At 63.4% G+C, this 26,634-nt stretch carries 20 protein-coding genes; 6 read left to right on the top strand and 14 right to left on the bottom strand.

What is annotated here, in order from left to right; genetic code table 11:
- Positions 1-83: 83 nt before the first annotated feature.
- On the top strand, positions 84-2,606 hold the full coding sequence (locus tag FHW96_RS07095) for a beta-glucosidase (protein ID WP_216650808.1): 2,523 nt from the start codon (positions 84-86) through the stop codon (positions 2,604-2,606).
- Positions 2,607-2,655: 49 nt separating this feature from the next.
- Here the strand turns inward: FHW96_RS07095 and FHW96_RS07090 are convergent, their stop codons facing one another.
- Together FHW96_RS07090 and FHW96_RS07085 are read right to left on the bottom strand one after the other, a co-directional pair.
- Entirely contained in the window at positions 2,656-3,771 is a 1,116-nt protein-coding gene (locus FHW96_RS07090) for an NADH:flavin oxidoreductase/NADH oxidase (protein WP_172339845.1), read from the bottom strand.
- Positions 3,772-3,782: 11 nt separating this feature from the next.
- Positions 3,783-4,304: an SRPBCC domain-containing protein gene (locus FHW96_RS07085; RefSeq protein WP_172339844.1), complete on the bottom strand. Its 522-nt coding sequence runs from the start codon at positions 4,302-4,304 to the stop codon at positions 3,783-3,785.
- 94 nt (positions 4,305-4,398) lie between these two features.
- Between FHW96_RS07085 and FHW96_RS07080 the strand changes: the two genes are divergently transcribed.
- Positions 4,399-5,310, top strand: a complete 912-nt coding sequence (locus FHW96_RS07080) for a LysR family transcriptional regulator (protein ID WP_172339843.1) — start codon at positions 4,399-4,401, stop codon at positions 5,308-5,310.
- Between the two features lie 15 nt (positions 5,311-5,325).
- Here FHW96_RS07080 and FHW96_RS07075 read toward each other — a convergent pair whose 3' ends face one another.
- Together FHW96_RS07075 and FHW96_RS07070 are read right to left on the bottom strand one after the other, a co-directional pair.
- Positions 5,326-6,231, bottom strand: a complete 906-nt coding sequence (locus FHW96_RS07075) for a dienelactone hydrolase family protein (protein WP_253950809.1) — start codon at positions 6,229-6,231, stop codon at positions 5,326-5,328.
- 122 nt (positions 6,232-6,353) lie between these two features.
- Positions 6,354-7,610, bottom strand: a complete 1,257-nt coding sequence (locus FHW96_RS07070) for a beta-propeller fold lactonase family protein (protein WP_172339841.1) — start codon at positions 7,608-7,610, stop codon at positions 6,354-6,356.
- A gap of 327 nt (positions 7,611-7,937) precedes the next feature.
- On the opposite strand from FHW96_RS07070, the gene FHW96_RS07065 reads away from it, so the two are divergent.
- Together FHW96_RS07065 and FHW96_RS07060 are read left to right on the top strand one after the other, a co-directional pair.
- Complete coding sequence (locus FHW96_RS07065; protein WP_172339840.1) at positions 7,938-9,338, top strand: aldehyde dehydrogenase; 1,401 nt, start codon at positions 7,938-7,940, stop codon at positions 9,336-9,338.
- A gap of 38 nt (positions 9,339-9,376) precedes the next feature.
- Entirely contained in the window at positions 9,377-10,807 is a 1,431-nt protein-coding gene (locus FHW96_RS07060; protein WP_172339839.1) for an NAD-dependent succinate-semialdehyde dehydrogenase, read from the top strand.
- Positions 10,808-10,852: 45 nt separating this feature from the next.
- On the opposite strand, the gene acnA is transcribed toward FHW96_RS07060, so the two are convergent.
- A complete protein-coding gene (gene acnA, locus FHW96_RS07055; RefSeq protein WP_172339838.1) occupies positions 10,853-13,303 on the bottom strand; it encodes an aconitate hydratase AcnA in 2,451 nt (816 codons plus the stop codon).
- A 4-nt stretch (positions 13,304-13,307) separates the two neighbouring features.
- The gene (locus tag FHW96_RS07050) at positions 13,308-14,270 is read right to left on the bottom strand and encodes a hydroxymethylglutaryl-CoA lyase (protein ID WP_172339837.1); all 963 of its coding nucleotides are present in this window, start codon (positions 14,268-14,270) and stop codon (positions 13,308-13,310) included.
- Between the two features lie 113 nt (positions 14,271-14,383).
- Here FHW96_RS07050 and FHW96_RS07045 point away from each other — a divergent pair, with 113 nt between their 5' ends.
- Positions 14,384-15,100 (top strand): IclR family transcriptional regulator, encoded by a 717-nt coding sequence (locus tag FHW96_RS07045; RefSeq protein ID WP_172339836.1) that lies wholly within the window; start codon positions 14,384-14,386, stop codon positions 15,098-15,100.
- A gap of 12 nt (positions 15,101-15,112) precedes the next feature.
- Here the strand turns inward: FHW96_RS07045 and FHW96_RS07040 are convergent, their stop codons facing one another.
- The 5 genes from FHW96_RS07040 to FHW96_RS07020 form a co-directional block, all read right to left on the bottom strand.
- Entirely contained in the window at positions 15,113-16,339 is a 1,227-nt protein-coding gene (locus FHW96_RS07040; RefSeq protein WP_172339835.1) for a CoA transferase, read from the bottom strand.
- A gap of 3 nt (positions 16,340-16,342) precedes the next feature.
- A complete protein-coding gene (locus tag FHW96_RS07035; RefSeq protein WP_172339834.1) occupies positions 16,343-17,539 on the bottom strand; it encodes an FAD-dependent monooxygenase in 1,197 nt (398 codons plus the stop codon).
- Positions 17,540-17,585: 46 nt separating this feature from the next.
- Positions 17,586-18,521 (bottom strand): cupin domain-containing protein, encoded by a 936-nt coding sequence (locus FHW96_RS07030; protein WP_216650807.1) that lies wholly within the window; start codon positions 18,519-18,521, stop codon positions 17,586-17,588.
- Positions 18,522-18,528: 7 nt separating this feature from the next.
- The gene (locus FHW96_RS07025) at positions 18,529-19,419 is read right to left on the bottom strand and encodes a fumarylacetoacetate hydrolase family protein (protein WP_172339832.1); all 891 of its coding nucleotides are present in this window, start codon (positions 19,417-19,419) and stop codon (positions 18,529-18,531) included.
- A 191-nt stretch (positions 19,420-19,610) separates the two neighbouring features.
- The gene (locus tag FHW96_RS07020; protein WP_172339831.1) at positions 19,611-21,920 is read right to left on the bottom strand and encodes a TonB-dependent receptor; all 2,310 of its coding nucleotides are present in this window, start codon (positions 21,918-21,920) and stop codon (positions 19,611-19,613) included.
- Positions 21,921-22,195: 275 nt separating this feature from the next.
- Between FHW96_RS07020 and FHW96_RS07015 the strand changes: the two genes are divergently transcribed.
- On the top strand, positions 22,196-23,668 hold the full coding sequence (locus tag FHW96_RS07015; RefSeq protein ID WP_172339830.1) for a carotenoid oxygenase family protein: 1,473 nt from the start codon (positions 22,196-22,198) through the stop codon (positions 23,666-23,668).
- A gap of 286 nt (positions 23,669-23,954) precedes the next feature.
- Here FHW96_RS07015 and FHW96_RS07010 read toward each other — a convergent pair whose 3' ends face one another.
- The 3 genes from FHW96_RS07010 to FHW96_RS07000 are packed head-to-tail and all read right to left on the bottom strand — an operon-like array spanning position 23,955 to position 26,519.
- Entirely contained in the window at positions 23,955-24,572 is a 618-nt protein-coding gene (locus FHW96_RS07010; RefSeq protein WP_172339829.1) for a TetR/AcrR family transcriptional regulator, read from the bottom strand.
- Positions 24,565-25,062, bottom strand: coding sequence for a flavin reductase family protein (locus tag FHW96_RS07005; RefSeq protein ID WP_172339828.1), 498 nt, complete (start codon positions 25,060-25,062; stop codon positions 24,565-24,567). The genes FHW96_RS07010 and FHW96_RS07005 overlap by 8 nt, the downstream gene beginning before the upstream one ends.
- Positions 25,059-26,519: a 4-hydroxyphenylacetate 3-hydroxylase N-terminal domain-containing protein gene (locus tag FHW96_RS07000; RefSeq protein WP_172339827.1), complete on the bottom strand. Its 1,461-nt coding sequence runs from the start codon at positions 26,517-26,519 to the stop codon at positions 25,059-25,061. The genes FHW96_RS07005 and FHW96_RS07000 overlap by 4 nt, the downstream gene beginning before the upstream one ends.
- Positions 26,520-26,634: the final 115 nt, after the last annotated feature.

Here is a 26,634-nt window from a genome sequence, read left to right as displayed (position 1 = left end):
CCATTATTGATCTGGCTTTTTGTAAGAATTGGCCCTACCAATGATTCCACCCAACAGAGAAAACATAGTGGGAGTGGACAGGCATGGCACGGAAATGGAACAGCCGATGGGCCTATGGCGCGGCGATGACGGTGATCGCAACAGCGGGCGCCCAATCGGCGCAGGCGCAGACCGCCAACCCTTGGATGACGGCGACCATTATTGCCGAACAGCAGAGCGCCCCCGATGACGCCACGCGCGAGGCGGTGGCAAGGCGGCGCGCGAAATTGCTGATTTCGGCCATGACGCTGGATCAGAAGCTGCAGCAGCTGACCGGGGCCAAGCCCGAGATCCTGCCTGACCTGCCCGCATGCCTTGGCGGGCGCCATGTCACGGGTATTGCCGCGCTCGACATTCCCACCTTTCGCGTAACCAACGGCCCGGTGGGTCTGGGCCAGAACGATTGCGTCTCGCCTGATGCCGGCAAGACCATGCTGCATATGCCCGGTTTCGGTGATATCTCTGCCGCCTATACCCATCCCAGCTCGGCCAAAGCGACTGCTTTGCCTTCGGCCATTGGCGCGGCTGCTTCGTTCGATCCGGCGGTCGCGGGCATGTATGGCGAGGTGATCGCCACGGAAATGCTCGATCTGGGCCTGCATGTGTTCGAGGCCCCCGGCGTCAATCTTGCCCGCCTGCCGATTCTTGGCCGCAACATGGAATATTTCGGCGAGGACCCCTATCTGAGCGGCTCCATGGCCGTGGCCGAAATCAAGGCGATCCAGTCGCGCGGGCTGATCGCCATGGTCAAACATTATGCGGCCAATGAACAGGAAACCAATCGTCAGACCATTCAGGAGACAGTGGACAGACAGACCCTGCGCGAACTGTACTTGCTGCCGTTCGAAATGGCGGTCAAGGACGGCAAGGTTGCGGCGGTGATGTGCGCCTATAATTACGTCAACGGTCAGTCCTCCTGCGAAAATCGCACGATGCTCGACGATGTGTTGCGCAAGGATTGGGGCTTTACCGGCTATGTCCAATCCGACTTTTTCGCGATGAAAAGCACGGTGGCAACACTCGCCAATGGCGCGGACCATGAAATGCCCCTGCCCCTGCACTGGGCGCCCGCCAAGATCCGCGCCGCGCTTGACAAGGGCGAGTTGACGCAGGCGCGTGTCGATGAGGCGCTGGAGCGGCGTTATACCCAGACCTTCAAGCTGGGCATTTTCGACCGCAAGCTGGAACGCCGCCCGATCGACTTTGCCGCAGGCGGCCACAAGGCGCGCGAGATTGGCGGGCGGGCCACCGTATTGCTGCAAAACAACGGCGCGCTGCCGCTGCGCAAGGATCTGCACAAGCTGGTGCTGATTGGCAAGGCCAGTCAGGTCTATGCCCAGCAGGCCGTGGCGGGCGGCGCGGTGGTGGGCGAGCCGATGGGCGCGGGCGGCGGCAGTTCAGACGTTGTGCCCAATTACACCGTCACCCCGCTGGCGGGCCTGCGCGCGGCGCTGGCGGATCTGGGCAATGGCGGCGCTTCAGTCCGGCTGATCCTTGTCGATGACGCCAACACATCGGCCACCATCGACGGCCAAAGCGCCACTTTCGCGCAGGTGCAGGCCGAAGCCGCCGGCGCCGATGCCGTGGTGATGATGGCGGGCACGATTTCGGAGGAAGGCGCCGACCGCGCTACCTTCACCGACCAGACCGGCCACCAGCTTGCCGCCCCGGCCTCGGCGGGCAGCAGCCTTGACTGGTATGCGGGCCGCTCAAACAAGATCGCCACCGGCGATGGCGACAATCGTGCCAAAAACAGCGGCACCGTGGCGATGATCGAAGCCTTGGTGTCCAACCCCAAGGTTGCGGCCAAATCGGTGCTGGTGCTGAAAGACAATGCAGGCGTTGCCCTGCCCGCCTCGTTGGTGGGCGCCAAGGGGCCTGCGATTGTCGAGGCGTGGTTTCCGGGACAAGAGGACGGCAATATCGTGGCCGATGTCCTGTTCGGTCGGATCAACCCCTCGGGCAAGTTGCCGGTCAGCCTGCCTTTCACCGGCAACGGTTTCCTCGATCATGTCAGCCCCACACAGTTCCCCGGCACGATGTCGGCCGATGGCAAACTGCAAACGGTGACCTACAGCGAGCAACTGGCGATCGGCTATCGCTGGTATGATGCCAATATCGGCGGGGCTTGCCCGGTCAGCAACGGGGCGAACGCCTGCCTCGCCTTCCCCTTCGGCCATGGCCTGTCCTATACCAGCTTTGCGGTGGGCAAGCCGGTGGTGGCCCGTGCGGGCGGCGGTTGGCAGGTTTCCGCCAGCGTCACCAATACCGGCAAGCGTGAGGGCGCGCAGGTGGTTCAGGTCTATGTCGGCCTGCCCGCCAGCGCCGACAAGTTGGGCGCCAAGCAGCCGCCGCGCCGCATGATCGGCTATCAGCGCATCGCTCTGGCGCTGGGCGAGACGAAGCAGGTTGCCATCTCCATTGATCCGGCGGCCAGCCACCATCCGCTGGGCGTCTGGGATGAAAAGGCCCATGGCTGGGTGATCCCCAAGGGTGACTTCACGGTCTGGATCGGGACGTCTTCGGCGCCGGGCGATCTGAAAAAGGCAGGGATTATCGCGCCTTGACGCGATAAGGGGCAGGCGGCCGTGATGGCTGGCGGCCTGCCCCCACCTCTTACTGCGCCGCGCCCTTGCCCGCGCCGCGATAGCGTTGCAGCCAATAGCCATAGGGGTTGGGCAGCAGCGATGCAGGCTTTTCCTCACCCAGCGCGATGGCCAGTTCATAGGGGTAATGCGGATTGGCCAGCATCGCGCGCCCCATCATCACCACATCCATCTGGCCATGGGCCACGGCATGTTCGGCATCATGGGCCGCATCGATGCACCATGCCGAACCCACCGGCATGGCCAGCGCCGAACGCACCCGTTCGACCACCGGGGCAAAGAAGGCCGGGCCCCATGGCACTTTGGCCTCGATGGTGGAAAAACCCATGGAAACGCTGAGGAAATCCAGCCCACCATCGCGCATTTTGGCCGACAGGTCGATGGCATCGCTCAGCGTTTCCTCATCATGGCCATCATATTCCACCACGCCGAAACGCGCCGTCAGCGGCAGGTTCTCCGGCCATATGGCGCGCACCGCCGCCAGCGTTTCGAGCATGAAGCGCCCCCGTCCCGCCGCATCGCCGCCATAGGCGTCGGTGCGCTGATTGGCGTGGCGCGAAAAGAAGCTCTGCGCCAGATAGCCATGGGCGAAATGCAGTTCGAGCCATTCGAAACCGGCGGCGCGGGCGCGGCGGGCGGCGGCGGCGAAATCGGCCTGAACGCGGGCAATATCGGCCAGCGTCATTTCACGCGGCACGCGCGGCAGCCCCCCGCCAAAGGCGATGGCCGAGGGCGAGATGGTTTCCCAATAACGCGGATCTTCGGGGGCGATATGATCGTCGCCATCCCACGGGCGGTTGGCATTGGCCTTGCGACCTGCATGGGCGATCTGGATGCCCGGCACGGCGCCGGCAGCCTTGATCGCGGCGGCAATCCGGGCAAGGCCCGCGATATGCTCGTCGCTCCACAGGCCAAGGCAATCGGGGCTGATCCGGCCATCGGGCGAAACACCGCTGGCCTCGACAATAACCAGACCCGCGCCGCCGCGGGCAAGGCCCGCGTAATGCGCCAGATGCCAGTCGGAAACGAAGCCCGCCGTGGCGCTGTACTGGCACATGGGCGGCACCCCGATGCGGTTGCGCAGGGTCACGTCTTTGAGGGTAAAGGGGGTAAACAGGGCAGACATTGGGGGCTTCCTTATGCGGGGATCTTGCGATTTTCGCGGGCGGCGGCGATCATGCCTTTGATCCAGTCCTGATGGCCGTTGATCATCGGATCGGGTCGCGCGGCGGCCAAAGCCCGCGCGGGGCCGCCATTCTGGGTTTCCTGCGTCAACACGCGGACGCGGCCTTGGTCCAGATCCTCGATCGGCCATGCGTGGTGAACGTCGAGGCGCTCCTCGCCCTGTCCGCACCAGCCATGCCAGGCCACGCGGCCCGGAGTGGTTGCGGTCGACACGATATATTCGGTGACTTCAGCCTCGACGCCAAAGCCGAAGGTGGTGAAGGAAAAGCGCGCGCCTTGGCTCAGCACCGGGCCGTGGGTGTTTTGAAAGGCGATGTCCGCGCAATTTTCGTAATAGGTCGGCCACGCTTTGGTGTTGGCCAGAAAGGGCCAGACCTGCGCGGCGGTCAATCCGACGACGATGAGTTCGTTCGATACGAAATTGTCAGTAAATCCGGGCGTATAACCCGCAGGCCAATGGATGGAATTCTGCATTTGGGGGGGCAAGCCTTGTTGTTCAATCGAGGCTCGCCATCTGAGGGCTGCACCTTTATAAGGCAAATCGTGGTTTGAAATGTGGTCCATCAGCATGAATGATATCAGGCAGCTCGACTTTAATCTTCTCAAGGCTTTCGATGCCCTGCTGGTCGAACGCAGCGTCACCCGCGCGGCTCATCGGCTCAGCCTGACCCAGCCCGCAGTCAGCGGGATGCTGGGGCGGCTGCGCGTGGCGCTGGACGATCCGCTGTTTGTGCGCTCCAGCCATGGCATCGTGCCCACGCCGCGCGCGCTGGCGCTGGCGCAGCCCCTGCGGCGGATGATGAGCGAGGTGGAATGCATGCTCACCCGTCCGCAATTCGATCCGGCCAGCAGCACGGCCAGCTTCTCCATCGCGGCCACCGATTATGCGCAGCTGGCGGTGCTGGTGCCTTGGCTGGAAGGGCTGCGGCGCGCGGCGCCGGGCATCCGCATCGCGATCCACTCCCACGATGATGCGCGGCTGATGGCGGGGTTTGAACAGGGACAGATCGATCTTGCGCTGGTCACCCCCGAAGCCGCCCTGCCCGATCTTCACGCGGTGCGGCTCTATGAGGAAACCTATTCGCTGGCCCTGCGCGAAGGTCATCCGGCGGCGGAGCGGGACATCACTCTCGACGAATTCTGCGCGCTCGATCATGGGCTGGTTTCGCTGCGCGGCGATGCGTTTCTCGGCGTGGTGGACCGCGCGCTGACCGCCATGGGGCGTGAGCGGCGCGTCAGCTTTTCGGCCAGTTGTTTTCTCGTGCTGGTGCAGGTGTTGGCGCGCACCGATCTGGTAGCCACCGTGCCCACGCGGCTGCTCGACGGGGTGGCCGGGCTGGTGCGGCGGCCTTTGCCGCTGGCGGTGCCCGGCTTTACCAAACTGGCCGTATGGCATGAACGCAGCCACCGCGACCCGGCGCATCAATGGCTGCGCGCCGACCTGATCGCCAGCATCCAGGCCGGCGATCAGGAGGCATAGGGCTTAGCGCCGCCCTTATGTGCTGAGCTGGCCCAGCAAGCGCCCAATCCGGGCAAGGCTGGCGCGCACAGCGTCAATATTGGCCGGATTGGGGTCGGCCGGGTCCTCGCCCACCCGCATATAGGCATGGTCGGCGCCTTTGTAGATTTCGGGATAGAAGCGGTTGTTCGCCTGCCTCATTGCCTCTACCGTGGCGGGCAATGCCTTCATCACGCGCGTGTCCTGATCCGGATAGAAGCCATAGACGGGCACCGAAAAATGCTTGACCGGAAAGGTGCCGGGTTCAGGCGTGATGTGGTACTGACCCTGATGCGTGGTGGGCGGGCCGACGTCATAGAACACGAAAACGCCGCGCAGCGCCGGGCTCACATGCGGCCCCGCCACATAGCGAAAGGCCGCCCCGCCGCTCCATGACAGGCCGACAATCGCGAAGGTGCCGTTCGACCGGCCGAGTTTCAGCCCGTAATCGGCCCAGGCGTTGATGTCGGCATCGACCTCGGCATCGGCCAGCGCGGTGGAGGTTTCGCTTGCGCGCGTGCCCATCGAGGATGTGCCGCCGCCATCGGGGGCATAGGCCGAGAGATAATCAGGCGTGATGGTGACATAGCCCATCGCGGCAATCTCAACCGCGGTGTTGAGCGTGGAATCGGTCAGGCCGAACACCTCATGGCCCGCCAGCACGACAGGCCCTTTGCGCGCGGTGGTTGGATAGGTAACCATCGCGCGCAGGGTGCGATTGCCGCGCCGGATCGTCACCCATTCCTTGCGCAGGGGGGAAAGCGCGATCTTGCGGGTGGCCCATGCCTGATTGTGCTGTTGCTGTTCATAGGACTGGGGCCCGCGCTGTTGCGGTCCCGGCTGTTGAGCCAGGACGGGCATGGCCAGCGCCATGAGGCCCGCCATCAACATTCTGCATTTCATCACTATATCGGTCCTCCCGCACAGGTGGGCTGGCCTGCCTTTGCGGTCTTGTGGCCGGGCATTAACAGGCTCGGGCAAACCCAAACCAAACAGGTCTGGGCTGTCCCGTTCCGTGGCCACAGTCAGGCCGGGACAGGCAGGATTGATGTCCACAATTGCGATTCCTTGCCGACCGGCGTGTCGATCTTGCGCAGGAAGGCGAGGGTGCCGTCGGGTCGGATGCGAAACAGGCTGAGGCCCGCCGGGGTCACACCGCCTTCGCGCAGCGGCATGTCGACCATGCTGGCCGCCGCCAGCATCCGCCCATCAGGCGAGATGGCGAAACTGCGCACATGAAAGCCGCGCGGGTCGATCCGCTGCACCAGCTTGGGCAGGCCGGTACGCGGATGGAGTGCAAAGACCGCGATGGAATTGTCGCCCCCCGCAAAGACCTTGCGCCCATCGACTTCAACCGTCGAACTGGCGCGGTTGGATACATAGAGTGTATGGCCGCGCGGATGGACATGGATCGCGCCCACAAGGGTCGTGGCGCCATTAGCATCTTGGGGCGGCTGGTCGGTGGTCGAGGTGATCAGTTCGGGTTCGGGCGCCAGATGAGCGCCGATGATGCGATGCGTGTGCAACTGGTTCTGCCGCTCGATGGCGACATAGGCAATTGGCAGATACGGGTGGAAATCGGCATGGCGCGGGCCATACCCCAGACCGCCCCGCCCCCCCACGGCAATGCTTTGCGCATTGTGCAAATGACCATGGTCGAAATCGAAGGTTTTTAGCGCGCCGGGATCTTCCGGCTTTGTGGCCGAGGCATTGTTGCCCCGCGTCACCAGAAGTACCGATTTGCCCCCCGGCATCATACGGATCTGATGGGCGTAAATCCCAAGGTCGAGCTTCTCGACCTGCGCCACCATTTCGCCCAATGTGCCGTCCGGGCGGATCGTATGGACCGACAGATTGGCGGGCGCATTATAGGCGCAAAGCGCATAATGGCCGCTGGAGTCCACGCTCATATGCACCGGGCGCTGGCTGAGCAGCACCGGTTCGCCATGGGGTGAAAGCGCGCCGCCCCGTCCGATCTTCAGCGCGACCAGCCGATGGATCGATCCGCCCCCCACCGACCCGCCCGGCGCATCCGATGTGGCCACATAGAGAAACCGGCTATCGGGATGGGGCCATGCATACTGGATCGGCGAAGGCAGGGTGATCGAGCCGACCTCACCGCTCGCGCCGGTGGCCGTGTTCAGGCTGCGCCATGCCATCACGCTGCCCGTGGCGGCATAAAGCGCATAGGCGCGGCGCGGCGCGGCGGCGATGGCGGGCGCGCTGGCCAGAGCGGCGACGGCGGCCAGCCCTTTGGAAAAATCGCGGCGTTGGATGGTCATGGCTCTCTCTCTTCCCGAATTGGTCTTACCGTCTGTTTCCCTGCGGAAATCGGCGTGAGGCGGGGATGCCACAGGCGCCGGGCACAGCAAAGCCCGGAGACGCGCCTTGGTGATTGGCTTACATCGCGGGCCGGCGAAAAAGAGCGAGAGCACGCCATTGGCATTGAAAGTCATGTGGTTAAGCGGATTGGGGGCCGGGTAAATTCCAATCGGACTACAATCGCCGACCATTCCATCAAACAGAACGATATTCCTTTTTATTGACATGGGCGACGAGTTCCGCCAGTTTCCTTTTGCAAGCTGCCATCGCCAGACAGAGGAAAATCCATGAACTTCACACGATTGAACCCGATGACGGGCGATGTAGCCTCGTCGGCGGTGGCGATGCAGGCGGGCGATATGGCGGCGATTGCGGCGCGTGCTGCGGCGGCGCAGCCTGCTTGGGGCGCCATGGGCCCGAATGCCCGCCGCGCGGTGTTGCAGAAGGCGGCGGACGCACTGGCGGCCAAGAAGGACGATTTCGTCGCCGCGATGATGGGCGAGATCGGCGCGACCGCCGGTTGGGCGATGTTTAACCTTGGCCTGGCCGTGTCGATGGTGCGTGAAGCGGCCAGCCTGACCACCCAGATTTCGGGCGAAGTGATCCCCTCGGACAAGCCCGGCTGCCTTGCCATGGCGCTGCGTGAGCCGGTGGGCGTGATCCTTGGCATTGCGCCTTGGAATGCGCCGATCATCCTTGGCGTGCGCGCAATTGCAACGCCTTTGGCTTGCGGCAATGCGGTGATCCTGAAGGCTTCCGAGCAATGCCCGCGCACCCATGCGCTGATCATCGAGGCTTTTGCCGAGGCCGGTTTCCCCGAGGGCGTGGTCAATGTCGTGACCAACGCACCTGCGGACGCCGCCGATGTGGTGGGCGCACTGATCGACGCGCCCGAGGTCAAGCGCATCAATTTCACCGGCAGCACGGCGGTCGGCCGCATCATCGCCACCCGCGCGGCGCAGCAGTTGAAGCCCTGCCTGCTCGAACTGGGCGGCAAGGCGCCTTTGGTGATCTGCGCTGACGCTGATCTGGACGAGGCGGTCAAGGCGGCAGCGTTCGGCGCCTATATGAACCAGGGCCAGATCTGCATGAGCACCGAGCGGATCATCGTGGTCGAAGCCGTTGCCGATGTTTTCGCTGCGAAATTCGCCGCCAAGGTCAAGACCCTGACGGCGGGCGATCCGCGTCTGGGCAACACGCCGCTGGGCGGGGTGGTCGATGCCAAGACGGTGGCGCATTGCCTGTCGCTGGTCGATGATGCGGTAGCCAAGGGTGCTGAACTGCTGACGGGCGGGGAAACCACGCTCAACGTCGTCATGCCCGCGCATCTGGTGGACAAGGTGACGCCGGACATGAAGCTGTTCCGCGATGAAAGCTTTGGCCCGGTGGTCGGCATCATCCGCGCGCGCGACGAAGCGCACGCGATCGAACTGGCCAATGACACCGAATATGGCCTGTCTGCTGCGGTCTTCACCAAGGACATCGCCAAGGGCCTGCGCCTTGCCAAGCAGATCAAGAGCGGCATCTGCCACGTCAACGGCCCGACCGTCCATGACGAGGCCCAAATGCCCTTCGGGGGCGTCGGCGCTTCGGGCTACGGCCGCTTCGGCGGTCGTCAGGGCATCGACAGCTTCACCGAAACGCGCTGGATCACCGTCGAAACGCAAGACGGGCATTTCCCCATCTGACCGCCCGCATCATATTCAAAACAAAATCAGAGGATTCCATGCCCCATTACCCCGAACTCGCCATGGTCATCGCCGGACAGAGGGTCGGCATCGACCATCGCGCGACCTTCACCGTCCGCAACCCCGCCACCGGCGAGGCGCTGGGCCAATTGCCCCTTGCCGACACCGCCGATCTTGATCGCGCGCTGGAGGCCGCCGCGCGTGGCTTTGCCCTGTGGCGGCATTCCAGCGCGGCGCAACGCGCCGATGTGCTGCAAGGGGCCGCCGCCCTCATGCTGGAGCGCAAAGAGGCGCTGGCATGGGTCGCAACGCAGGAACAGGGCAAGACATTGGCCGAAGCCCGGGTTGAGGTGATGATGAATGTCGAACTCTTCCGCTTCTACGCGGGCGAGGTGCATCGCCTCTATGGCCGCCAACTGGTGCGCCCCGCCGGCATGCGCTCGACCGTAGCGCATGAACCCGTAGGGCCGGTGGCCGCGTTTGCTCCGTGGAATTTTCCGCTGGGCAATCCGGGGCGCAAACTGGCCGCGCCGATTGCAGCCGGTTGCAGCGTCATTCTGAAAGCTGCCGAAGAAACGCCTGCCTCGGCGCTGGGCGTGCTGCAATGCCTTTATGATGCGGGCCTGCCTGGCGATGTGGCGCAGGCGGTGTTTGGAGATCCGGCGCAGGTGTCCGACTATCTCCTCGCATCGCCCGTTATCCGCAAGCTCAGCTTCACCGGATCGACCGCCATCGGCAAACATCTGATGAAACTGGCCGCCAATGATCTGAAGCGGACGACGATGGAACTGGGCGGGCATGGGCCGGTGCTGGTCTTTGGCGATGTCGATCTGGAAGAAGTCCTCGACAAGGTGGTGCCTCATAAATTTCGCAATGCAGGGCAAGTCTGCGTCGCGCCCACGCGTTTTATCGTCGAGGATGCGATCTATGACCACTTTGTCGCCGGTTTCGCGCAAAGGGCCGCGGCGATTCCGGTCGGGCCGGGTTGGCAGGATGGCGTGCAAATGGGGCCGATGGCCAATCCGCGCCGCCCCGAAGCGATGGAAAAGCTGGTGGCCGATGCGATTGCGCGCGGCGGGCGGTTGATGACCGGCGGGGCAAGGATCGGCAATCAGGGCTGCTTCTTTGCCCCCACCGTGCTGGCCGACACGCCGCTGGACGCGGAAATCATGCAGGAGGAGCCCTTTGGCCCGGTCGCGCTGATCAACCGTTATGCCGATGAGGCGGCGATGATCGCCGAGGCCAACCGTCTGCCCTATGGCCTTGCCGCCTATGCCTGGACTCAGGACTATCGCCGCCAGCGCCGTCTGGCCGCCGAGTTGGAAACCGGGATGCTGGCGATCAACACGACCACCATCGGCGCGGCCGATGCGCCCTTTGGCGGGGTCAAATGGTCGGGCCATGGCCATGAGGACGGGCCGGAGGGCTTGCAGGCTTGCCTCGTTACCAAGACCATCCACGAGGGATGAGGCAGGACGTTGCCGGGAGGGACTACCTGCCCGGCAACGTATCCATCAACCGAAACGCCGCGCGAATCGCGCGAACAGACCGCCCTCGCGCAGCAGCGCTATCTGTCCCGCCGAGCCTACATCGGCCCGCGCGAGAAAGCGGCGCGTCCCTTCGCCCGGCGTGTTGATTTCGATAATCAGATCGCGCTGATCCGGACTCAGCCCTTCGATGCCAAGGATCGCGATCCGACTGTCGGCGCGAACCAGCACCGCCGCATCCTGATCCCACACCACCGGCAGCACACCCATCGCCACCAGATTGGCGCGGTGGATGCGTTCAAAGCTGCGCGCGATCACCGCGCCTATGCCCAGCAGCGCGGTTCCCTTGGCCGCCCAGTCGCGCGCCGATCCGGTGCCGTAACGCTCCCCGGCAAAGACCAGCAGCGGGATGCCCTGCGCAGCAAAGGCCTGCGCCGCCTCGAACACGGACTTCTCCACACCATCCGGCCCCAGCGCCCGATTGCCCGGCCCGCCCGCCAGATGGTTGACCAGCCGCGCATTGTCGAAAGTCCCGCGCAGCATCACGCGGTCATTGGCGCGCCGCTCGCCATAGCTGCCCGGATTGCCCTGTCCATGCGCGCGCAGCCATGCGGCGGCGGGCGACGAGGCTGCGATCCTGCCGATGGGCGAGATATGATCGGTGGTTACATTGTCGCCCAGCACCAGCAGCGCCCGCGCGCCAAGCAGATCACCCGTCAACCCCTGCGCCGCACGCGCGAAAAAGGGCGGGGGCAGGACCATGGTCGAGGCCAGGGTCCACGGGAATTGCGCGCCATCAGGAGCTTCAAGGTCGGCCCATGTCCGATCCGCTGATGGCATCTCCATCCTATCGGGCAGGCCTTGCAGAATCTCCGTCACCTCCGCCGCATCGGGCCAGAGATCACGCAGAAACACGGACAGGCCATTGCGATCCGCGCCCAAGGCATCCTGCGCCAGATTGACGCCCATCCGCCCGGCAAGCGCAGCGGCCACCACCAACGGGGGCGAGGCAAGGTAATTGGCCCGGATGGCGGGATGGATGCGGTTTTCAAAATTGCGATTGCCCGACAGGATCGCCGCCAACAGCCCCTTCCCCGCCTCAGGTTTAAGATCGCCCGAATTGCCGACGCATGTGGTGCAGCCAAAGCCCACCAGATGAAAGCCCAGCGCATCAAGGCTTTCCTGCAATCCGGCATGCTCCAGCATGGCCGCGATGCGCGGCGATCCGGGGGCCAGCGAGGTTTTGACCCATGGCGGCACCGACAGGCCGCGCGCCACTGCCCTTTGCGCGATCAGGCCCGCGGCCACCATCAGCGCGGGATTGGCGGTGTTGGTGCAACTGGTAATGGCGGCAATGGCGATCAGGGCATCATCCTCCTGCGGGAAAGACTTACGCAGATTGTCCGGGACCGCTGCGAGAGGGACGATCTGTTGCGGCCTGCTGGGCCCGGCCATCACCGGCTCCACCACGCCCAGATCGAGGATCAGGCGCCGCGAATAGAGCCGGGGCGGGCCGGCGTCGCGCCACAATCCGGTCTGGCGCGCATAGGCCTCATAATCATCCACCGGGCGCCCCATCGCCGCCATATAGGCAAGCGTGGCCTCATCCACCGGGAACAGCGCGGCGGTGGCGCCATATTCGGGGCACATATTGGCCACCGCCGCCCGGTCGGGCAGCGTCAGATGATCGAACGCGGGGCCGGAAAATTCGACGATCTGATCCACCACATCGGCGCGACGTAAATGGGCGGTGATGAACAGCGCGGCATCGGTGGCCGTCACACCCGGCGCCAATCGCCCTTCCAATCGCACCTCAACCACGCGCGGCAGGGCAATCGGCACCGGCGCGCCCAGCGCGGCCAGCTCCGCCTCGATCCCGCCCACGCCCCAGCCCAGCACGCCCAGCGCATTGACCATCGTAGTGTGGCTGTCGGTGCCGATCACGGTTTCGGCCATCCATCGGCCCTCGCGGCGGACGCAACCGCTGGTCAGCCGCTCAAGATTGATTTGATGGCAAATGCCTTGTCCCGGCGGCACGATATTCAGCCGGTCAAAGGCGCGCTCGGCCCATTTGAAGAACCGGTAGCGTTCGCCGTTGCGGGCATATTCCAGCGCCAAATTGCGCGCGGCAGCATCGGGCGAGCCGCTGTGATCGACATGGACCGAATGGTCGATCACCAGATCGATGGGGATGGCGGCATCGACCGTTTCCGGGGCAAAACCATGCGCGGCAGCATGATCACGGAGCGCCGCCAGATCGGCCAGTGCGGCAACCCCCGCCGTGTCCTGCATCAATATGCGCGAGGGGCGAAAGGGGATTTCCGCCTCCACCGCGCCATGATCAAGCCATTGACGAAAATGGGCGATATAGGGCGCGGGATCGGTCTCATGGGCCAGAATGTTTTCCAGCAGGATGCCCAGCGAGCGCGGCAAGGCGGCCAGTGCCGCACGGTCCGCCGCATTCAGACGCGACAGCATGGGATCAGGCCGCCGCCATCCGGGCGCGCAGCCTGCGCAGGCTGCCCCCGGTCTTGATCTTGCCCGGCAAGGGATGACCCACGATGTTTTCGGCAAGCCGCGCGCATTCCGCCAGCTTTTCCAGATCGATCCCGGTCTCGATACCCAGTTCCTCGCACAGGAACACGAAATCCTCGGTGGCGATATTGCCCGCCGCCCCGCCATGGGCGGCAAAGGGGCATCCGCCCAGCCCGCCCACCGCCGCATCATAATGGCGCACACCCATCTCCAGCCCCGCCATCGCATTGGCGATCCCCAACCCGCGCGTGTCATGCAGATGGAGAGAGAGTTCGAGATCGGGCCATTTTGCCCGCACCGCACCCACCACCCGGCGGATGCGCTCGGGCGTGGCCCATGCCATCGTGTCGCCAAGGCCCATCAGGCTCAGGTTCTCGCCATGATCGGCGGCGATGGAAAGCATGTCGCCCACCAGCCCCACCACGCGAGCCGGATCTACATCGCCTTCGAAATTGCAGCCAAAGGCGGCGGTAACAAAGCCGGTGCGCACCGGGATGCCATGGGCCTGATACATGGCGATCAGGGCTGGCTGGGCCTCGCGCTGTTGCTCGGGCGTGCGGTTCTGATTGCGCTTGAGGAAGACGTTGGATGCATAAAGCGTCAGCTTGCCTTCCAGATAGAGACGGCCGGTGGCAATCGCCCGTTCCAGCCCGCGCTGGTTCAGCCACAGGCCGCTGTAGCGCACCCCCGCGCGCGGGGTCATGCCCGCCACCACGGCTTCGGCATCGGCCATGCCCGGCACCTTTTGCGGATGGACAAAGGAGGTCACCTGAATAAGGCCAACCCCGGTGTCGGAGAGCGCATCGACCAGCCGGATCTTGTCGGCGGTGGGAATAGGCGCACGCTCGATCTGGAAACCTTCGCGCGGGCCTTCCTCCTTAATGAAGACGCGGGGGGGCAGGTTGGTCATCTTTCTTCTCCCGAAACGGAAATGGGCAAAATTGGGCGGGGCCATTGACATTTCGCATCTTTGTTCTGCTATACAGAACATCGAGACAAATGAGTGCAAGGCGAAACCGGAACATGAATTCAAAGCCTGGGGTGGCGGCGGTTGATCGCGCGCTGGACATTCTCGAAGCCTTTCGCGCCGGCAAACCGGTGCTGACGCTGGCCGAGATCGCGCGCATCACCGGGCTTTATAAAAGCACGATCCTGCGCCTGCTGGGCAGTCTGGAGCGCTATGGCTTTGTCTGGCAGCGCGCGGACGGCACCTATCAACTGGGCGCCAGCCTGCTCTCCTTCGCCTCGGTGTTTCAGGATTCGTTCGATCTGCGCCAATTTGTCGAGCCGGTGCTTGAACAACTGGTGGCCGACACCTCGGAGAGCGCGACCTTCTATATCCGCGACGGCGAGGATCTGGTCTGCCTGTTCCGCGCCGATGGCAGCAATGTGGTGCGCGATTACAGCGTGCGCCCCGGATCGCGCCGCGAATTGAACAAGGGCGCGGCCAGCGCCACCTTGCTGCAATTTGACGCCGGATTGCGTGCGCCCATCACGCGCGATGCGATGCTGGTGGTGTCGGTAGGCAATGTCGATCTGGACATGGCGGCCATCGGCGCGCCGGTGTTCGGCGCCAATGGCGTGCTGCAAGGGGCGATTACCCTGTCCGGCCCAAGCCTGCGCTTTACGCCGGAACATGTCGCGCGTCTGGCCCCGGTGGCGGTGGAGGCCGCGATTGGCCTGTCGCTGCGGCTGGGGGCAGCGCCGGGTCTGCTGCCCCTTCCTCTGGCCGCCGAATAAGGCCGCCATCGTTCAAACCGCCCCGCCGGCCCTGAGGCGGTCGAGCGCGGCCTGATCGCGGCCCAATTCGCCATAGATCCGCGCGTTATGCTCGCCCAGCCATGGCGGGGGGCAACGCGCTGCGGGCTGGCTGTCGGCAAGGTCGAAGCCTGCACGCACCACGCGCACACCGCCGAAATCAGCCTCAGGCATGGCGATATCCTGCAACAGATCGCGCGCGGCGATTTGCGGATGGGCCAGAATTTCGGGCACGCTCAGGATGCGCCCCGCCGGAATGCCATGCGCGTTGAACAGGCTTTCCCATTCCTGCGCGCTTTTGGCGGCCAGCGCCTGCTCCAGCTCGGCATTGATCGCCGCGCGGTTGGCCTTGCGCGTCTCGCGCTCGGCAAAGCGCGGGTCGGTGGCCAGATCGGGGCGCCCGATCAACCCGCACAGGGTCTCGAACTGCTCCTGCTTGTTGGCGGCAATGTTGATCGGCCCGTCGGCGCAGCGGAAGGCGCCCGATGGCGCGGCGGTCGCGTTCTGATTGCCGATGGGCTGCGCCTCTACCCCGGCGATCAGGTAATTCGACACAGCCCAGCCCATGGCCGACAGCGTGGCGTCCAGCATCGAAAGGTCGATGAAGGCCCCCTCGCCCGTCCGCTCCCGTTTGACCAGCGCGCTGACCACCGCAAAGGCGGCCGCCATCCCGCCCAGCGTGTCGCACAGCGGATAGCCCACGCGCAAGGGCGCGGTATCGGCGTCGCCGGTAATACTCATCACCCCCGACATGCCCTGCACGATCTGGTCATAGGCCGGATTGCCCGCCAGCGGCCCGTTCTGACCAAAGCCGGAAATCGCGCAATAGATCAGCGCCGGATTGGCCGCGCGCAGGGCTTCATGGCCAAAGCCCAGCCGGTCCATCACGCCGGGGCGGAAATTTTCCACCAGAACATCGGCGCTCGCCACCAGATCGCGGAACAGCGCCTTGCCCTCGGGGTGTTTCAGATCGACCGTCACCGACAACTTCCCCGCGTTCTGCGCGAGGAAGCTGGTGCCCATCAGCTGCGCGTTGAGCGCGGGCGAAGCGCCCAGCTTGCGCGCCAGATCGCCATCCTTCGGGTTCTCGACCTTGATGACCTCCGCCCCCAGCAGCCCCATCTGATAGGTGGCATAGGGGCCGGAGAGGATATTGGTCAGATCAAGAACCCGAAGCCCTGAGAGCAGATCGGCGGGGGGCCGCTGCGAATGGTCCGCCACGTGTCAGATCTCCGCCGTGTTCACGTCATAGCGATAGAGCCAGTCATAGCGGTCGCGGATCGGATCGCGGCTCCATTCGCTCTCCATATAGGCCATCGCGCCTTCCTCGGTGGCCAGCGCCGATTCATGGAAGCGTGAGGTATTTTCCTTGGCCCCGCGCACCATCGCGCTGGTCCGCTCGACGCGGGCCTGTTCATAGCGGTGCAGCGCCTCGACCGGATCGGCATATTTGTCGAGGCAGCGGCCCAGCACCACCCCGTCCTCGATCGACATGACCGCGCCCTGCGCCAGAAAGGGCAGCGTGGCATGGCAGGCATCGCCCAGCAAAGTGGCCCGACCCACGCTCCACGTCTGGCGCGGCGCGCGCTCCATAAAGGCCCATTTCATCACCGAGGGCGCGGCGCGGATCAGCGTCTGGACATCCTCGTGCCATCCGGCGAAATCGCGGGCGCATTCCTCGTTGGAGCCTTGCGTGTACCAGCTTTCCACCTGCCAGTCGTCGCGCTCGATCGTGCCGATCATGTTCATCAGCTTGCCCCCGCGCAGGGGATAGTTGACGAGATGCCCGCCCGGGCCGATCCACGTCCAGCCCAGCATGTCGCGCAGCCTTTCAGGCAGGCGGTCCATCGGGATCACGCCGCGCCATGCGATCATGCCGGTGAACTGCGCCTCGTCATCGCCGAAGAGGCAGCGGCGCACGGTGGATTTCACCCCGTCCGCGCCCACCAGCAGGTCGCCCTCGGCATGGGTGCCATCGGCGAAATGCAGGGTCACGCCATCCTCGCGCACGTCGATATTGCTGACCGCTTTGGCCAGATGGACCGCGTCGTGCTTGATCGCCCGCACCGCGTCGATCAACGTGGCGAGCAGATCAGGACGATAGACCGTCAGATAGGGATAGCCGTATTTCTCAATCGCCTCCGGGCCAAGGTCGAACATCGGCCATGCGCGGCCCGTGTTCCACAGGCGGAATTCCTTGCGGCGCGGTGCGCAGGAGGCCGCTTTGAGCGTTTCAAACACGCCCAGCGCATCCAGGGCGCGCGATCCGTTGGGGCTGATCTGGACGCCCGCGCCCACTTCGCCCAGTTCGGGGGCCTGTTCATAGACCTCGACATCATAGCCCCGGCGCAGCAGCGACAGGGCCGCCGCCATGCCTCCGATACCGCCGCCCGCAATCAGCACTTTGAGAGATTGTGTCATATATGCTCCCCAAACTTATGAATTTCTTGAAAGGAATGATGGCGGATCAATCTGCCTCGCAGCGCAGCCAGTCGAAGGCGGCCATCACCGGCGCATCCGAAACCTTGAGCAACAGCGCGTCGCTTTGGGCGCGGTGGCGATAGGGTCGCCATGCCGGGATCGCGATCGTGTCGCCAAAGCTCCAGTCAAAGGTCTGACCGTCGATCTCTGTGCGGCCATGGCCTTCGACCACGGCGTAGATGATGTTGGCCGTGGTGCGGCATCGCGCGGTTTCCCGTCCGGCGATCAGCCTTTGCATATCCAGCCGGATGGTCTTGAGCGCCGGATCGCCCAATTGCACCGAGGCATGGGCATCATCCACCGCCGACGCCGTTTCAAGCCGCGCCAGTGTATCTTCACGCCGAAAGGCCAGCGGCGAACTGTCGACCGGCACGGGATCGGACTCGACCCCATCGGGATGGGGCTGATAGAACATCGGTTCGAGCAGATGGACCAGCGGAACGTCGAGAAAATCCATCCAGTAGCAATCGTCCGGCCCGACATTGTCATGCGAATGCCATGTCCATGCAGGCGTCAGCAGCACGTCGCCCGGCCGCATTTCTACCCGGTGCCCATCGACCACCGTATAGGTTCCCCGCCCCTCCAGAATGAGACGCAGGGCGTTGGGTGTGTGGCGATGGGCGCGGGCCATCTCGCCGGGGCGGATCATCTGATAGGCCGCCACCATCGAGCGCAGCGTCGAATAGACATTGCCCTCCACCGGGTTGAACATGGTCAGATTGCGACGCTCGGCCTTGTCGGTACCGATCAACTCGCCAGCGCGGGCAAGGATCGGCTTGGCATCCGCATAGCGCCACTGGTGCGGCAGGAAATTGGCGCGCGGCTGCGGCCAAAGCGCGGGGAACCGGCGGTGCCAGCCCCCCTCCATGTTAAGCTCGGTGAAGGCGGCGTAGAGATCATCCAGCGTGGCAATGTCGGCCATGATGTCCTCAATTCTGCTTGATGATGGGCGGGACATAGGCCGCCGCGAAAACCTCGCTGGCCCCTTCTTTGCCCTGCACGACATCGACCGTCATTTCGCCAAGGCGGGTGATCGTTATGCGCACTTTGTCGCCATCCGTGATCGGCCCCACGCCCTGCGGCGTCCCGGTGGCGATGATGTCGCCTGGCTGCAGCGTCATCACCGCCGAGGCCGTCTCGATCATGCCGGGAATGTCCAGCACCAGATCGCGCGTATTGGCATGCTGACGCAGCTCGTCATTGACCCAGAGGTTCATTTCAAGCTGGTCGGGATCAGGCACGTCATCGGCCGTGGTGATCCACGGGCCGACAGGGCAAAACGTGTCATAAGCCTTGCGGAACACGCGCTCCTCGCGGCCGCGCACCACCATGTCCATCAGGCAGGCATAGCCGAACACCGCCTCGCGCCAGTTTTCACGCGGGACCGAGCGGCAGGTCTTGCCGATGATGATACCCAGTTCGGCCTCGTGATGAACCTCGCGCCCCGGCACATGGGGCAGGACGACCGGATCGTTCGGGCCAGACACCGAAGAGGACGGCTTGAGGAAGAAGCCCTGATTGGTGGCGCGATAGGTGGCCTGCATTTCACGGCCATGGGCATGATAATTCACCGGATAGGCGATGACCTTATTGGGCCAGGGCACCGGCGTTTCCAGCCGCACATCGGCCAGCGCCTTACGCGGGGCCGTGGCCAGCGCGGCCTCGATCCGGGGGCGCAGAATGACGAAATCGCGGATCAGCACCAGCGGGCCGACCGGGGGCCATTGCGCGGGATTGATCCCGCAAACCTCTGTCACATCGGCGATTTCATCACCCACACAGACCCCGATCCGGCCACCATCAAATCTTGCGAGACGCATTGGTCGTCTTCCTGTTCTATTTAACGGAACGATGTTCTTTTTATAAACGAGTCGACGATGAAATCAACTGTATTCATGGGTGCGGAAAGGTGATTTTCTCCGCTCGCCCTATCGGGCACAGCCAAACAAAAGGGCGCGCGAAAGCCGATCGCGCGCCCCTTCCCATCACCCCTTTATCGAGGCTTTAGACTTTAGAATTTGGCGCGCAGACGGGCGCCCCATGTGCGCGGCGGCGCAATGTCATGGCCATTGTAATTGGCGATGAAGGGGTATTGCTGGGTGCCGGTGTAAACGGCGGTATTGCCGATGTTGCGGACAAAGGCCTGAATCGAGAAACGATCACCTGGCGCGTAATAGGTCAGGCTGGCGTTGAACAGGGCATAGGCATCGGCCCGCGCATTCTCGACAAATTCGGCCGAAAGCCAGCGCGAGGAGGCAAAGCTCATATCCGGCGTGAATTCCACCCGCGCGCCATCCTTCAGGTCAAACGTGTGGGTGTAATTGACATTGCCCGAGAACTTGGGCGTGCGCGGCAACTGGAAGCCGTTGCAATTGACGGTCCAGTAACCGATCCGCGCATTGCCGCCCGGAATGGCCGTCACGCCGCAGGTGGTCGTCGGATCGGGGCTGGCCGCGCGATAGACCTGATAGGAGAAGTCCTTGTACTTGCTCTCGGTATATTCGACGCCGACATGGAAGGAGTCATTCATCGTCGGGCGCAACGTGGCCTCCAGCGTGATGCCCTTGGCCACGGCCTTGCCCGCGTTGAACAGCGAGGACACCTGCGCGCCGCCGCGATCAAGCTGCGAGAAATTCTCCTGCCGGTTTTTGTAGTCCATATAGAACAATTCGGCGTTAATCAGCAGCAGACGGCCAAAGAAGCGGTTCTTTGAACCGATCGTATAGGCGGTCACGTCCTCGGGCTTATACGGGTCGATGTCGGCGTTGGACTGACCACCCGATTTGAAACCGGTGACGACGCTGGCATAGAGCATGTTTTGAGGGGCCACGTCGAATTCGACGCCCGCCTTGTAATTCAGCCGCTTGGCCGAATAGGTGCCCTTAACCCATGTGCCCGAGGACGTCAGGATCTCGCAGGAACCGCCAATCGCCGTGCCGCCCGCCGGACAGGCAAGGCTGCCCGCGATGGCATAACGGTGGCCGTCGACCGACTTGGTTTCGTCGGTATAGCGCAGGCCCGCCGTGGCGCGGAAACGGCTGGTCAGCGAATAGGTCGCCTCGCCAAAGGCGGCATAGGCGCGGGTGTTCAGCTTGGCGATAAAGGCGGTGTCGGAAGCGCGGCCAAGACGGACGGCATTATAGCTGTCCTGATCCTCGTTGAAATAATAGCCGCCCAGCACCCATTTGACGCGGTTGTCGGCATGGCCAAGGCGCACTTCCAGCGTCTGGCCTTCCGAGACGGACGGCGCTCCGGTGAAATAGTTGTTCGTGCCGAAATAGAGCGCGGGCATGACCAGCGAGTCCTGCGTAACGCGCTGATAGGCGGGGATCACGGTCAGCACGGCCGGGCCAAGGTTCCAGTCGATATGGCCATTGATGCCCAGCACGTCGACGTTCTGATAGACCTTGCTGGTATCCAGCGGATAAATGCCCGGAGGCGCCGTCACGCTGCCGATCAGGCTGTTAAGCGACTGGTTGATCGAGGTCCAGCGGTTGGCCGGGGTGATCGGCTGGGGATTGGTGATACCCGGCGCGTTGGGGGCGGTCGGCTCATAAACCACCTTGCCCGGACCGCGCCCGCCCAGATGCTGATAATTGACGCCAAGGCGCAGGGTCAGCGCTTCGGTCGGCTGGGCCTTCACCTGAAGGCGCAGCGCGTGGTGCTTGTCGTCATCGGTGCCGTCGGTGATATAGCCGTCGCGCGAAACGCCCTGGAACGAGGCGCGCACCGCCACCTTGTCGCCCAGCGGGATGTTGACCGCACCTTCGGCATTATAGCCGTTGTAATTCTGGAAACCCGCGCTGACATAGCCCTCGAACTGGCCCAGCTTGGGCTGAACCGGGATGATGTTGAGCGCGCCGCCCGTGGCATTGCGGCCATAGAGCGTGCCTTGCGGACCCTTCAGCACTTCGACGCGCTCGAGGTCATAGAAAGTGGCCGCGACAAACTGGCTGCGCGCGGCGAACACGCCGTCATAGGCCTGCGCCACAGCGGGGTTGGAATAGCCGGTGGTCGAAAAATCGCCTGCGCCGCGGATATAGACCTGAATCGCGCTGCCGCCCTGAGTGATCTGAACGCCGGGTGAGAGGCGGGCCAGATCGGTCGCCTGGGCCACACCCGCGCGGGCCAGCGTTTCGGCGGACAGCACGTCGATGGAAACGGCGGTTTTTTGCGCGCTTTCCTTGCGGAACTGGGCGGTGACGACGATTTCCTCGCTGGAGGGCGCCGGAGCCTTTTCATCGGCGCGGGCCAGCGCGGGCAACAGGGCGCTGGCCGCAACGCCCAGCAGGAACATCGCCGCGCGATCGCAACGTTTCATCTCAATCCTCCCCAATCATTTCATGGTTATCACAGTTTGGCTTCACCAGAAGGAGCGGCTTTAGTCGCGTTCTTTCTAGTGGAATGCCATTCTTATAAAATGCGATTCTTGCCCTGTCAATCAAAGATGATTACAGATGTATTCAATCATATTCCACTGATTTCCGCCATTTTCGCGCTTTCGATCACCCGTCTGGACAGCTCGCCCGACTCTCGATAGAATGGTGTTCTATTTTCAGCGCGACTCCCCCCAACGCGCCTTTGGGAGACGATGACATGACAACATTCCCCGACGTTCCGGCCTTCACCGGCTTCAACACCCCCTCGCGGGTGGAGGCGAACGTCCATGACCTTGATGTACGCGGCACGATCCCGCCCGAAATGGACGGCTGCTTCTATCGCGTTCAGCCTGAGCATCAGTTTCCGCCCCTGCTGGGCAATGACATCGCGTTTAACGGCGATGGCATGATATCGATGTTCCGTTTCAAGGACGGCCGGGTCGATTTCACACAGCGCTGGGCGAAAACCGACAAGTGGAAGCTGGAAAATGAGGCGGGACGGGCGCTGTTCGGCGCCTATCGCAATCCGTTGACCGATGATGAAAGCGTCAAGGGCAAGATCCGGGGCACCGCCAACACCAACGCCTATATCCATGGCGGGCGGCTCTATGCGCTCAAGGAAGACAGCCCCGCGCTGGTGATGGATCCGGTCAGCCTTGAGACACAGGGCTACACCGATTTTGACGGGCGGATGAAGGGTGAAACCTTTACCGCTCATCCCAAGACCGACCCGGCCACGGGCAATATGTGCGGCTTTGGCTATGCTTCCAAGGGCCTGCTGACCCGCGACATGACCTATTACGAGATCAGCCCCGAAGGCGAGCTGCTCTATGACGTGTGGTTCGAGGTGCCCTATTACTGCATGATGCATGACTTCGCGATCACACCCGATTATGCGCTGTTCTCGGTGATGCCGATGACCAGCAGTTGGGAACGCCTGAAGGCGGGCAAGCCCCATTTCGGCTTTGACACAGCCCAGCCCACCTATCTGGCCGTGATGCCGCGCAAGGCGGGAACCACCGCGCAGGACATCCGCTGGTTCAAGGGCGGCAATTGCTTCACCGCCCATGTGATGAACGCGCATCAGGATGGCACCAAGCTACATCTCGATCTGCCCGTGGCCGCCAATAACATGATGCCCTTCTTTCCGGACATCAACGATGCACCCTTCGATCCGGCGGCTGGAGCGACCTATCTGACGCGCTGGAGCGTCGATCTGGCGCAGAACGAGGAGGAGTACCGTTCGCAGCGGCTGTCCGACATGATCGGTGAATTTCCCCGCATCGACGACCGCTTTACGGGGCAAAAGAACCGCTACGGCTGGATGGTCGTGATCGATCCTTCGCAGCCGGTCGAAGCCAAGGGCGGCAGCGCGGGCGGCTGGGTGATGAACACGCTGGGCTTTGTCGATCTGGAAAGCGGCACCGAGCAGAAATGGTGGTGCGGCCCGGTCTCCTCGATCCAGGAGCCCTGCTTCGTCCCCCGTCCAGGCTCTGAGCGCGAAGGCGACGGCTGGATCGTGATGGTCTGCAACCGTCTGGAAAACCGCAGCAGCGACCTGCTGATCTTTGAGGCCACCGATATCGCGGCAGGGCCTGTCGCTACTATAGCCATCCCGGTGCGCCTGCGTTTCGGCCTGCACGGCAATTGGGCCGAGGCCAGTGCGGTCAAGGCTTTGGAAGAAGCGTGAAAGAAGGAAAGGGCGAGGGCTTGGCTCTCGCTCTTTTTCTTGAGGAACGATGCCTCCGGCGGGCAAAGGGTCGAAACCCTTTGCAATCCCATTACTGTCTATGGCGCGTCCATTGGCAACCTGTGGCCGATTAACGCTATGCCTGAAAATTGAAAGCCTGCGGCGCAGACAAGCATAAGTTGGCCGCGCCGCAGGCTTTAATTATTTCAACGAGGCAGCCAACCAAGCACCACCCCATTAACGGGTTTGCAAAGGGTCGAGACCCTTTGCCCGCCGGAGGCATTCTTTACCCCTCGATCCCCCGACAAACCATATCGGCCAACATGCCCACCGCCTCATTCCAATCAAGCGAGGCCAGATCAAAGCCCATCACCCCGGCCAGACGCTCACCGCGCGCGAGGGGGTAGATATAGACGCCCAGCACCACATTCATGGCCAGGAAGAAGCGTGCCTCGTTCAGATCAGGCAGACATTGGCGCAGCAGGCCGATCAGCCGCCGTCGCACCGGCTCGGCCAGTTGGCGGGTGATGACGCGGGCCTCCTCGGAAGGGTCAACCAGCGCGAGGCTGTAGATACGGTGGCTTTTTTGCACATCGGCCCCCTCGCCCAGCATGGCCGAGCCGAAGAAGGCGGCAATCACCGCGCGGGCCGAGAGTTCGCCCGAGGCCTCCAACGCATCAAAACCGGCGTTTTGCGCGGCGTGGATCGGGTCGAAATGGCGACGAAACACCTCGGCGAACAATTCCTGCTTGCCGCTCCAGTTGCGGCTGAGCGAGGCAAGGCTGGTGCCCGCCCGCGCGGCGATGGCGCGGATGGTGCAGCGGTCATAGCCGCTTTCGATAAATTGGTCGTCAGCCGCGATCAGGAACCGATCGCGGCTGCTGCCTTCGGGCGTTTCAGCCATCCACGCCCACCCGGCCATAGCGCCCGTCGACATAGACCAGCGGTTCACCCCCGCCCACGATCACTCTTTCCACCAAACCCGTCACCACCCTATGGCTCCCGAAATCCGCTGCTTGTTCAACGCGGCACAGGATAGTGGCAACGCAGGATTCCACAAGCGGCAGCCCGCCTTCGATCCGCCAGTCCAGCGTATCAAAGCGCCGATCGGGCGGTGTGGTGACGAAGGCCTGACAGGCGGCGGCCTGATCGGCGGCCAGAATATTGACCATGAACCGCCCATTTCCCTGCAACGGCGCCAGCAAGGACGCGGTGCGGTTGATCGCCAGCAACAGCGAGGGCGGCTCCATGCTGAGCGACATGAAAGCCGTCATCGCAATGCCGCAGGGCGCGCCCGCTTCGTCCAGCGTGGTGACAAGCGCCACCCCGCTGGCCAGCAGGCGCATGGCGGCGCGGAAGTCTCCTTCCAGCGCCGCGACCATCTGCCCGCTCATTTCCAGTCCACATTGGGCATCGCGCCCGACTTGGCCAGAAATTCGCGTACCTGACCCCATTCGCCGTCGCGCTGGGCCACCATGTGGTCGCCGATGCGGGCTCGGCCCTGGCTGGTCAGATAGAACATCTCGTAAAGCTCGATACGGCTGCCCAGCGCCGATCCGGCAAAATCCCATGCCGTGCGCATGATGCTGGTGCGCTGTTCAGCGCTCATCCCCGCCGCGCCGGGCAGGTATTTGCGCAATACATCCCCGATTTCCGGGTTTTCGAACAAGGCCAGCGAGGGCGTGCAGAGCAGGTTATGCGAACCTATGGCCCGGATGATCTGGTTCACACGCGTCATCCAGCCCGGCATCACGCACCGCAGCACCGAAAGGTCGCGATGCGGGAAGAAGGCCCCCGCGCCCCAGTCATGCGCCCGCGCCTCGGCCGCCACGATGGCCGAACGGGTGAGCGTGAGATAGGCATGGATTTCGCCCAGCATTTCGGCCGCATCGGGGCGGGCGAGGCTGTTCGACACCTTCAGGATGCTGGAACACAGGTCATAGGCGAATTCCAGCTTCACCATCGCGCGGATCGCGGTCTGTTGCAGCGTGTTGCCCGGCGAAACGCCCTGATTGAGGTTGTTGTAGACGTTAAGGTCGCCTTCGCAGAACACGCGTTCATAGGGCACTTCCACATCGTCAAAGATGACAAAAGCATCCTGCTCGTCAAAACGCGACGAGAAAGGCGCGTCCTGCACGCTGGCCCCGGTGCCGTAATGGTCGCGGCAAATCTGGATTACGCCCTTGGTCTTGACCGGGATCGAGAAGATCAGCGCATAATCTTCCCCGCCCGACGGGATCGGCGCCGAGGAATAGACGTAGAGCTCATCGGCCAGCGGCCCCAGCGTGGCGAGAACCTTGCCTCCGCGCACGATGATGCCGTTTTCATTGCGGCCCACCACGCGCAGCGTCAGATCGGTGTTCATCCCCGCCAGATCGCCCACACTCTTGTCGATATTGGCATGGACGATAGTGTGGGTCATCGAAAGGTCGCCCTCGATCACCTCGCGGTGGAATTTTTTGAGGCGTTCATAGCCTTCCGGCTTGCCCCGCGCCCAGATGTCGGCGCGTGCTGTATGGCCCGACAGCACGACATTGACGTAATCGGGCGTGCGCCCCAGCATGCCGTTGGAATAGCGCGACAGCCGCTCCAGCCCGCGATGGCGGATCGCCAGATCTTCCGCGCTTTTGGGCAGCATCAGGCTGACATTCATCTTTTCGCCTGATCGCTCCGGATCGGGGATCAGGCATTCCTCGGCATAGGTGTGCTGCCAGTCGAAATAACCCGCCATGCCGTCAATCGAACCGGCAAGGCGCGGATCATTTGCCACATCCACCTTGCCATCGCCCAGATAGACCACCCGGTCATCCTTCAGTCCTGCCTTATATTCGGCCCCTGTGCGAGCAGCCATTGCATCTTCTCCCAAGACGTGGAAACAAGTGTATTCACGAATCGTCAAATGCTCAATGAAACACCATTCTGTCAAGTGGAACTTTGGGCATTGACGGCAAGGAGCCCCATTCATA

Source organism: Novosphingobium sp. SG751A, from assembly GCF_013149295.1.
Lineage (GTDB): Bacteria > Pseudomonadota > Alphaproteobacteria > Sphingomonadales > Sphingomonadaceae > Novosphingobium.
Note: the sequence above shows the minus strand (reverse complement) of the source record. Positions and strands in the feature narration are given on the sequence as shown.

Bases quoted from the DNA above. Each gene is read 5' to 3' on its own strand.
- FHW96_RS07095 (WP_216650808.1), top strand. From the start codon at position 84: ATGGCACGGAAATGGAACAGCCGATGGGCCTATGGCGCGGCGATGACG.
- FHW96_RS07090 (WP_172339845.1), bottom strand. From the start codon at position 3,771: ATGTCTGCCCTGTTTACCCCCTTTACCCTCAAAGACGTGACCCTGCGC.
- FHW96_RS07085 (WP_172339844.1), bottom strand. From the start codon at position 4,304: ATGCAGAATTCCATCCATTGGCCTGCGGGTTATACGCCCGGATTTACT.
- FHW96_RS07080 (WP_172339843.1), top strand. From the start codon at position 4,399: ATGAATGATATCAGGCAGCTCGACTTTAATCTTCTCAAGGCTTTCGAT.
- FHW96_RS07075 (WP_253950809.1), bottom strand. From the start codon at position 6,231: ATGAAATGCAGAATGTTGATGGCGGGCCTCATGGCGCTGGCCATGCCC.
- FHW96_RS07070 (WP_172339841.1), bottom strand. From the start codon at position 7,610: ATGACCATCCAACGCCGCGATTTTTCCAAAGGGCTGGCCGCCGTCGCC.
- FHW96_RS07065 (WP_172339840.1), top strand. From the start codon at position 7,938: ATGAACTTCACACGATTGAACCCGATGACGGGCGATGTAGCCTCGTCG.
- FHW96_RS07060 (WP_172339839.1), top strand. From the start codon at position 9,377: ATGCCCCATTACCCCGAACTCGCCATGGTCATCGCCGGACAGAGGGTC.
- acnA (WP_172339838.1), bottom strand. From the start codon at position 13,303: ATGCTGTCGCGTCTGAATGCGGCGGACCGTGCGGCACTGGCCGCCTTG.
- FHW96_RS07050 (WP_172339837.1), bottom strand. From the start codon at position 14,270: ATGACCAACCTGCCCCCCCGCGTCTTCATTAAGGAGGAAGGCCCGCGC.
- FHW96_RS07045 (WP_172339836.1), top strand. From the start codon at position 14,384: ATGAATTCAAAGCCTGGGGTGGCGGCGGTTGATCGCGCGCTGGACATT.
- FHW96_RS07035 (WP_172339834.1), bottom strand. From the start codon at position 17,539: ATGACACAATCTCTCAAAGTGCTGATTGCGGGCGGCGGTATCGGAGGC.
- FHW96_RS07030 (WP_216650807.1), bottom strand. From the start codon at position 18,521: ATGGCCGACATTGCCACGCTGGATGATCTCTACGCCGCCTTCACCGAG.
- FHW96_RS07025 (WP_172339832.1), bottom strand. From the start codon at position 19,419: ATGCGTCTCGCAAGATTTGATGGTGGCCGGATCGGGGTCTGTGTGGGT.
- FHW96_RS07020 (WP_172339831.1), bottom strand. From the start codon at position 21,920: ATGAAACGTTGCGATCGCGCGGCGATGTTCCTGCTGGGCGTTGCGGCC.
- FHW96_RS07015 (WP_172339830.1), top strand. From the start codon at position 22,196: ATGACAACATTCCCCGACGTTCCGGCCTTCACCGGCTTCAACACCCCC.
- FHW96_RS07010 (WP_172339829.1), bottom strand. From the start codon at position 24,572: ATGGCTGAAACGCCCGAAGGCAGCAGCCGCGATCGGTTCCTGATCGCG.
- FHW96_RS07005 (WP_172339828.1), bottom strand. From the start codon at position 25,062: ATGAGCGGGCAGATGGTCGCGGCGCTGGAAGGAGACTTCCGCGCCGCC.
- FHW96_RS07000 (WP_172339827.1), bottom strand. From the start codon at position 26,519: ATGGCTGCTCGCACAGGGGCCGAATATAAGGCAGGACTGAAGGATGAC.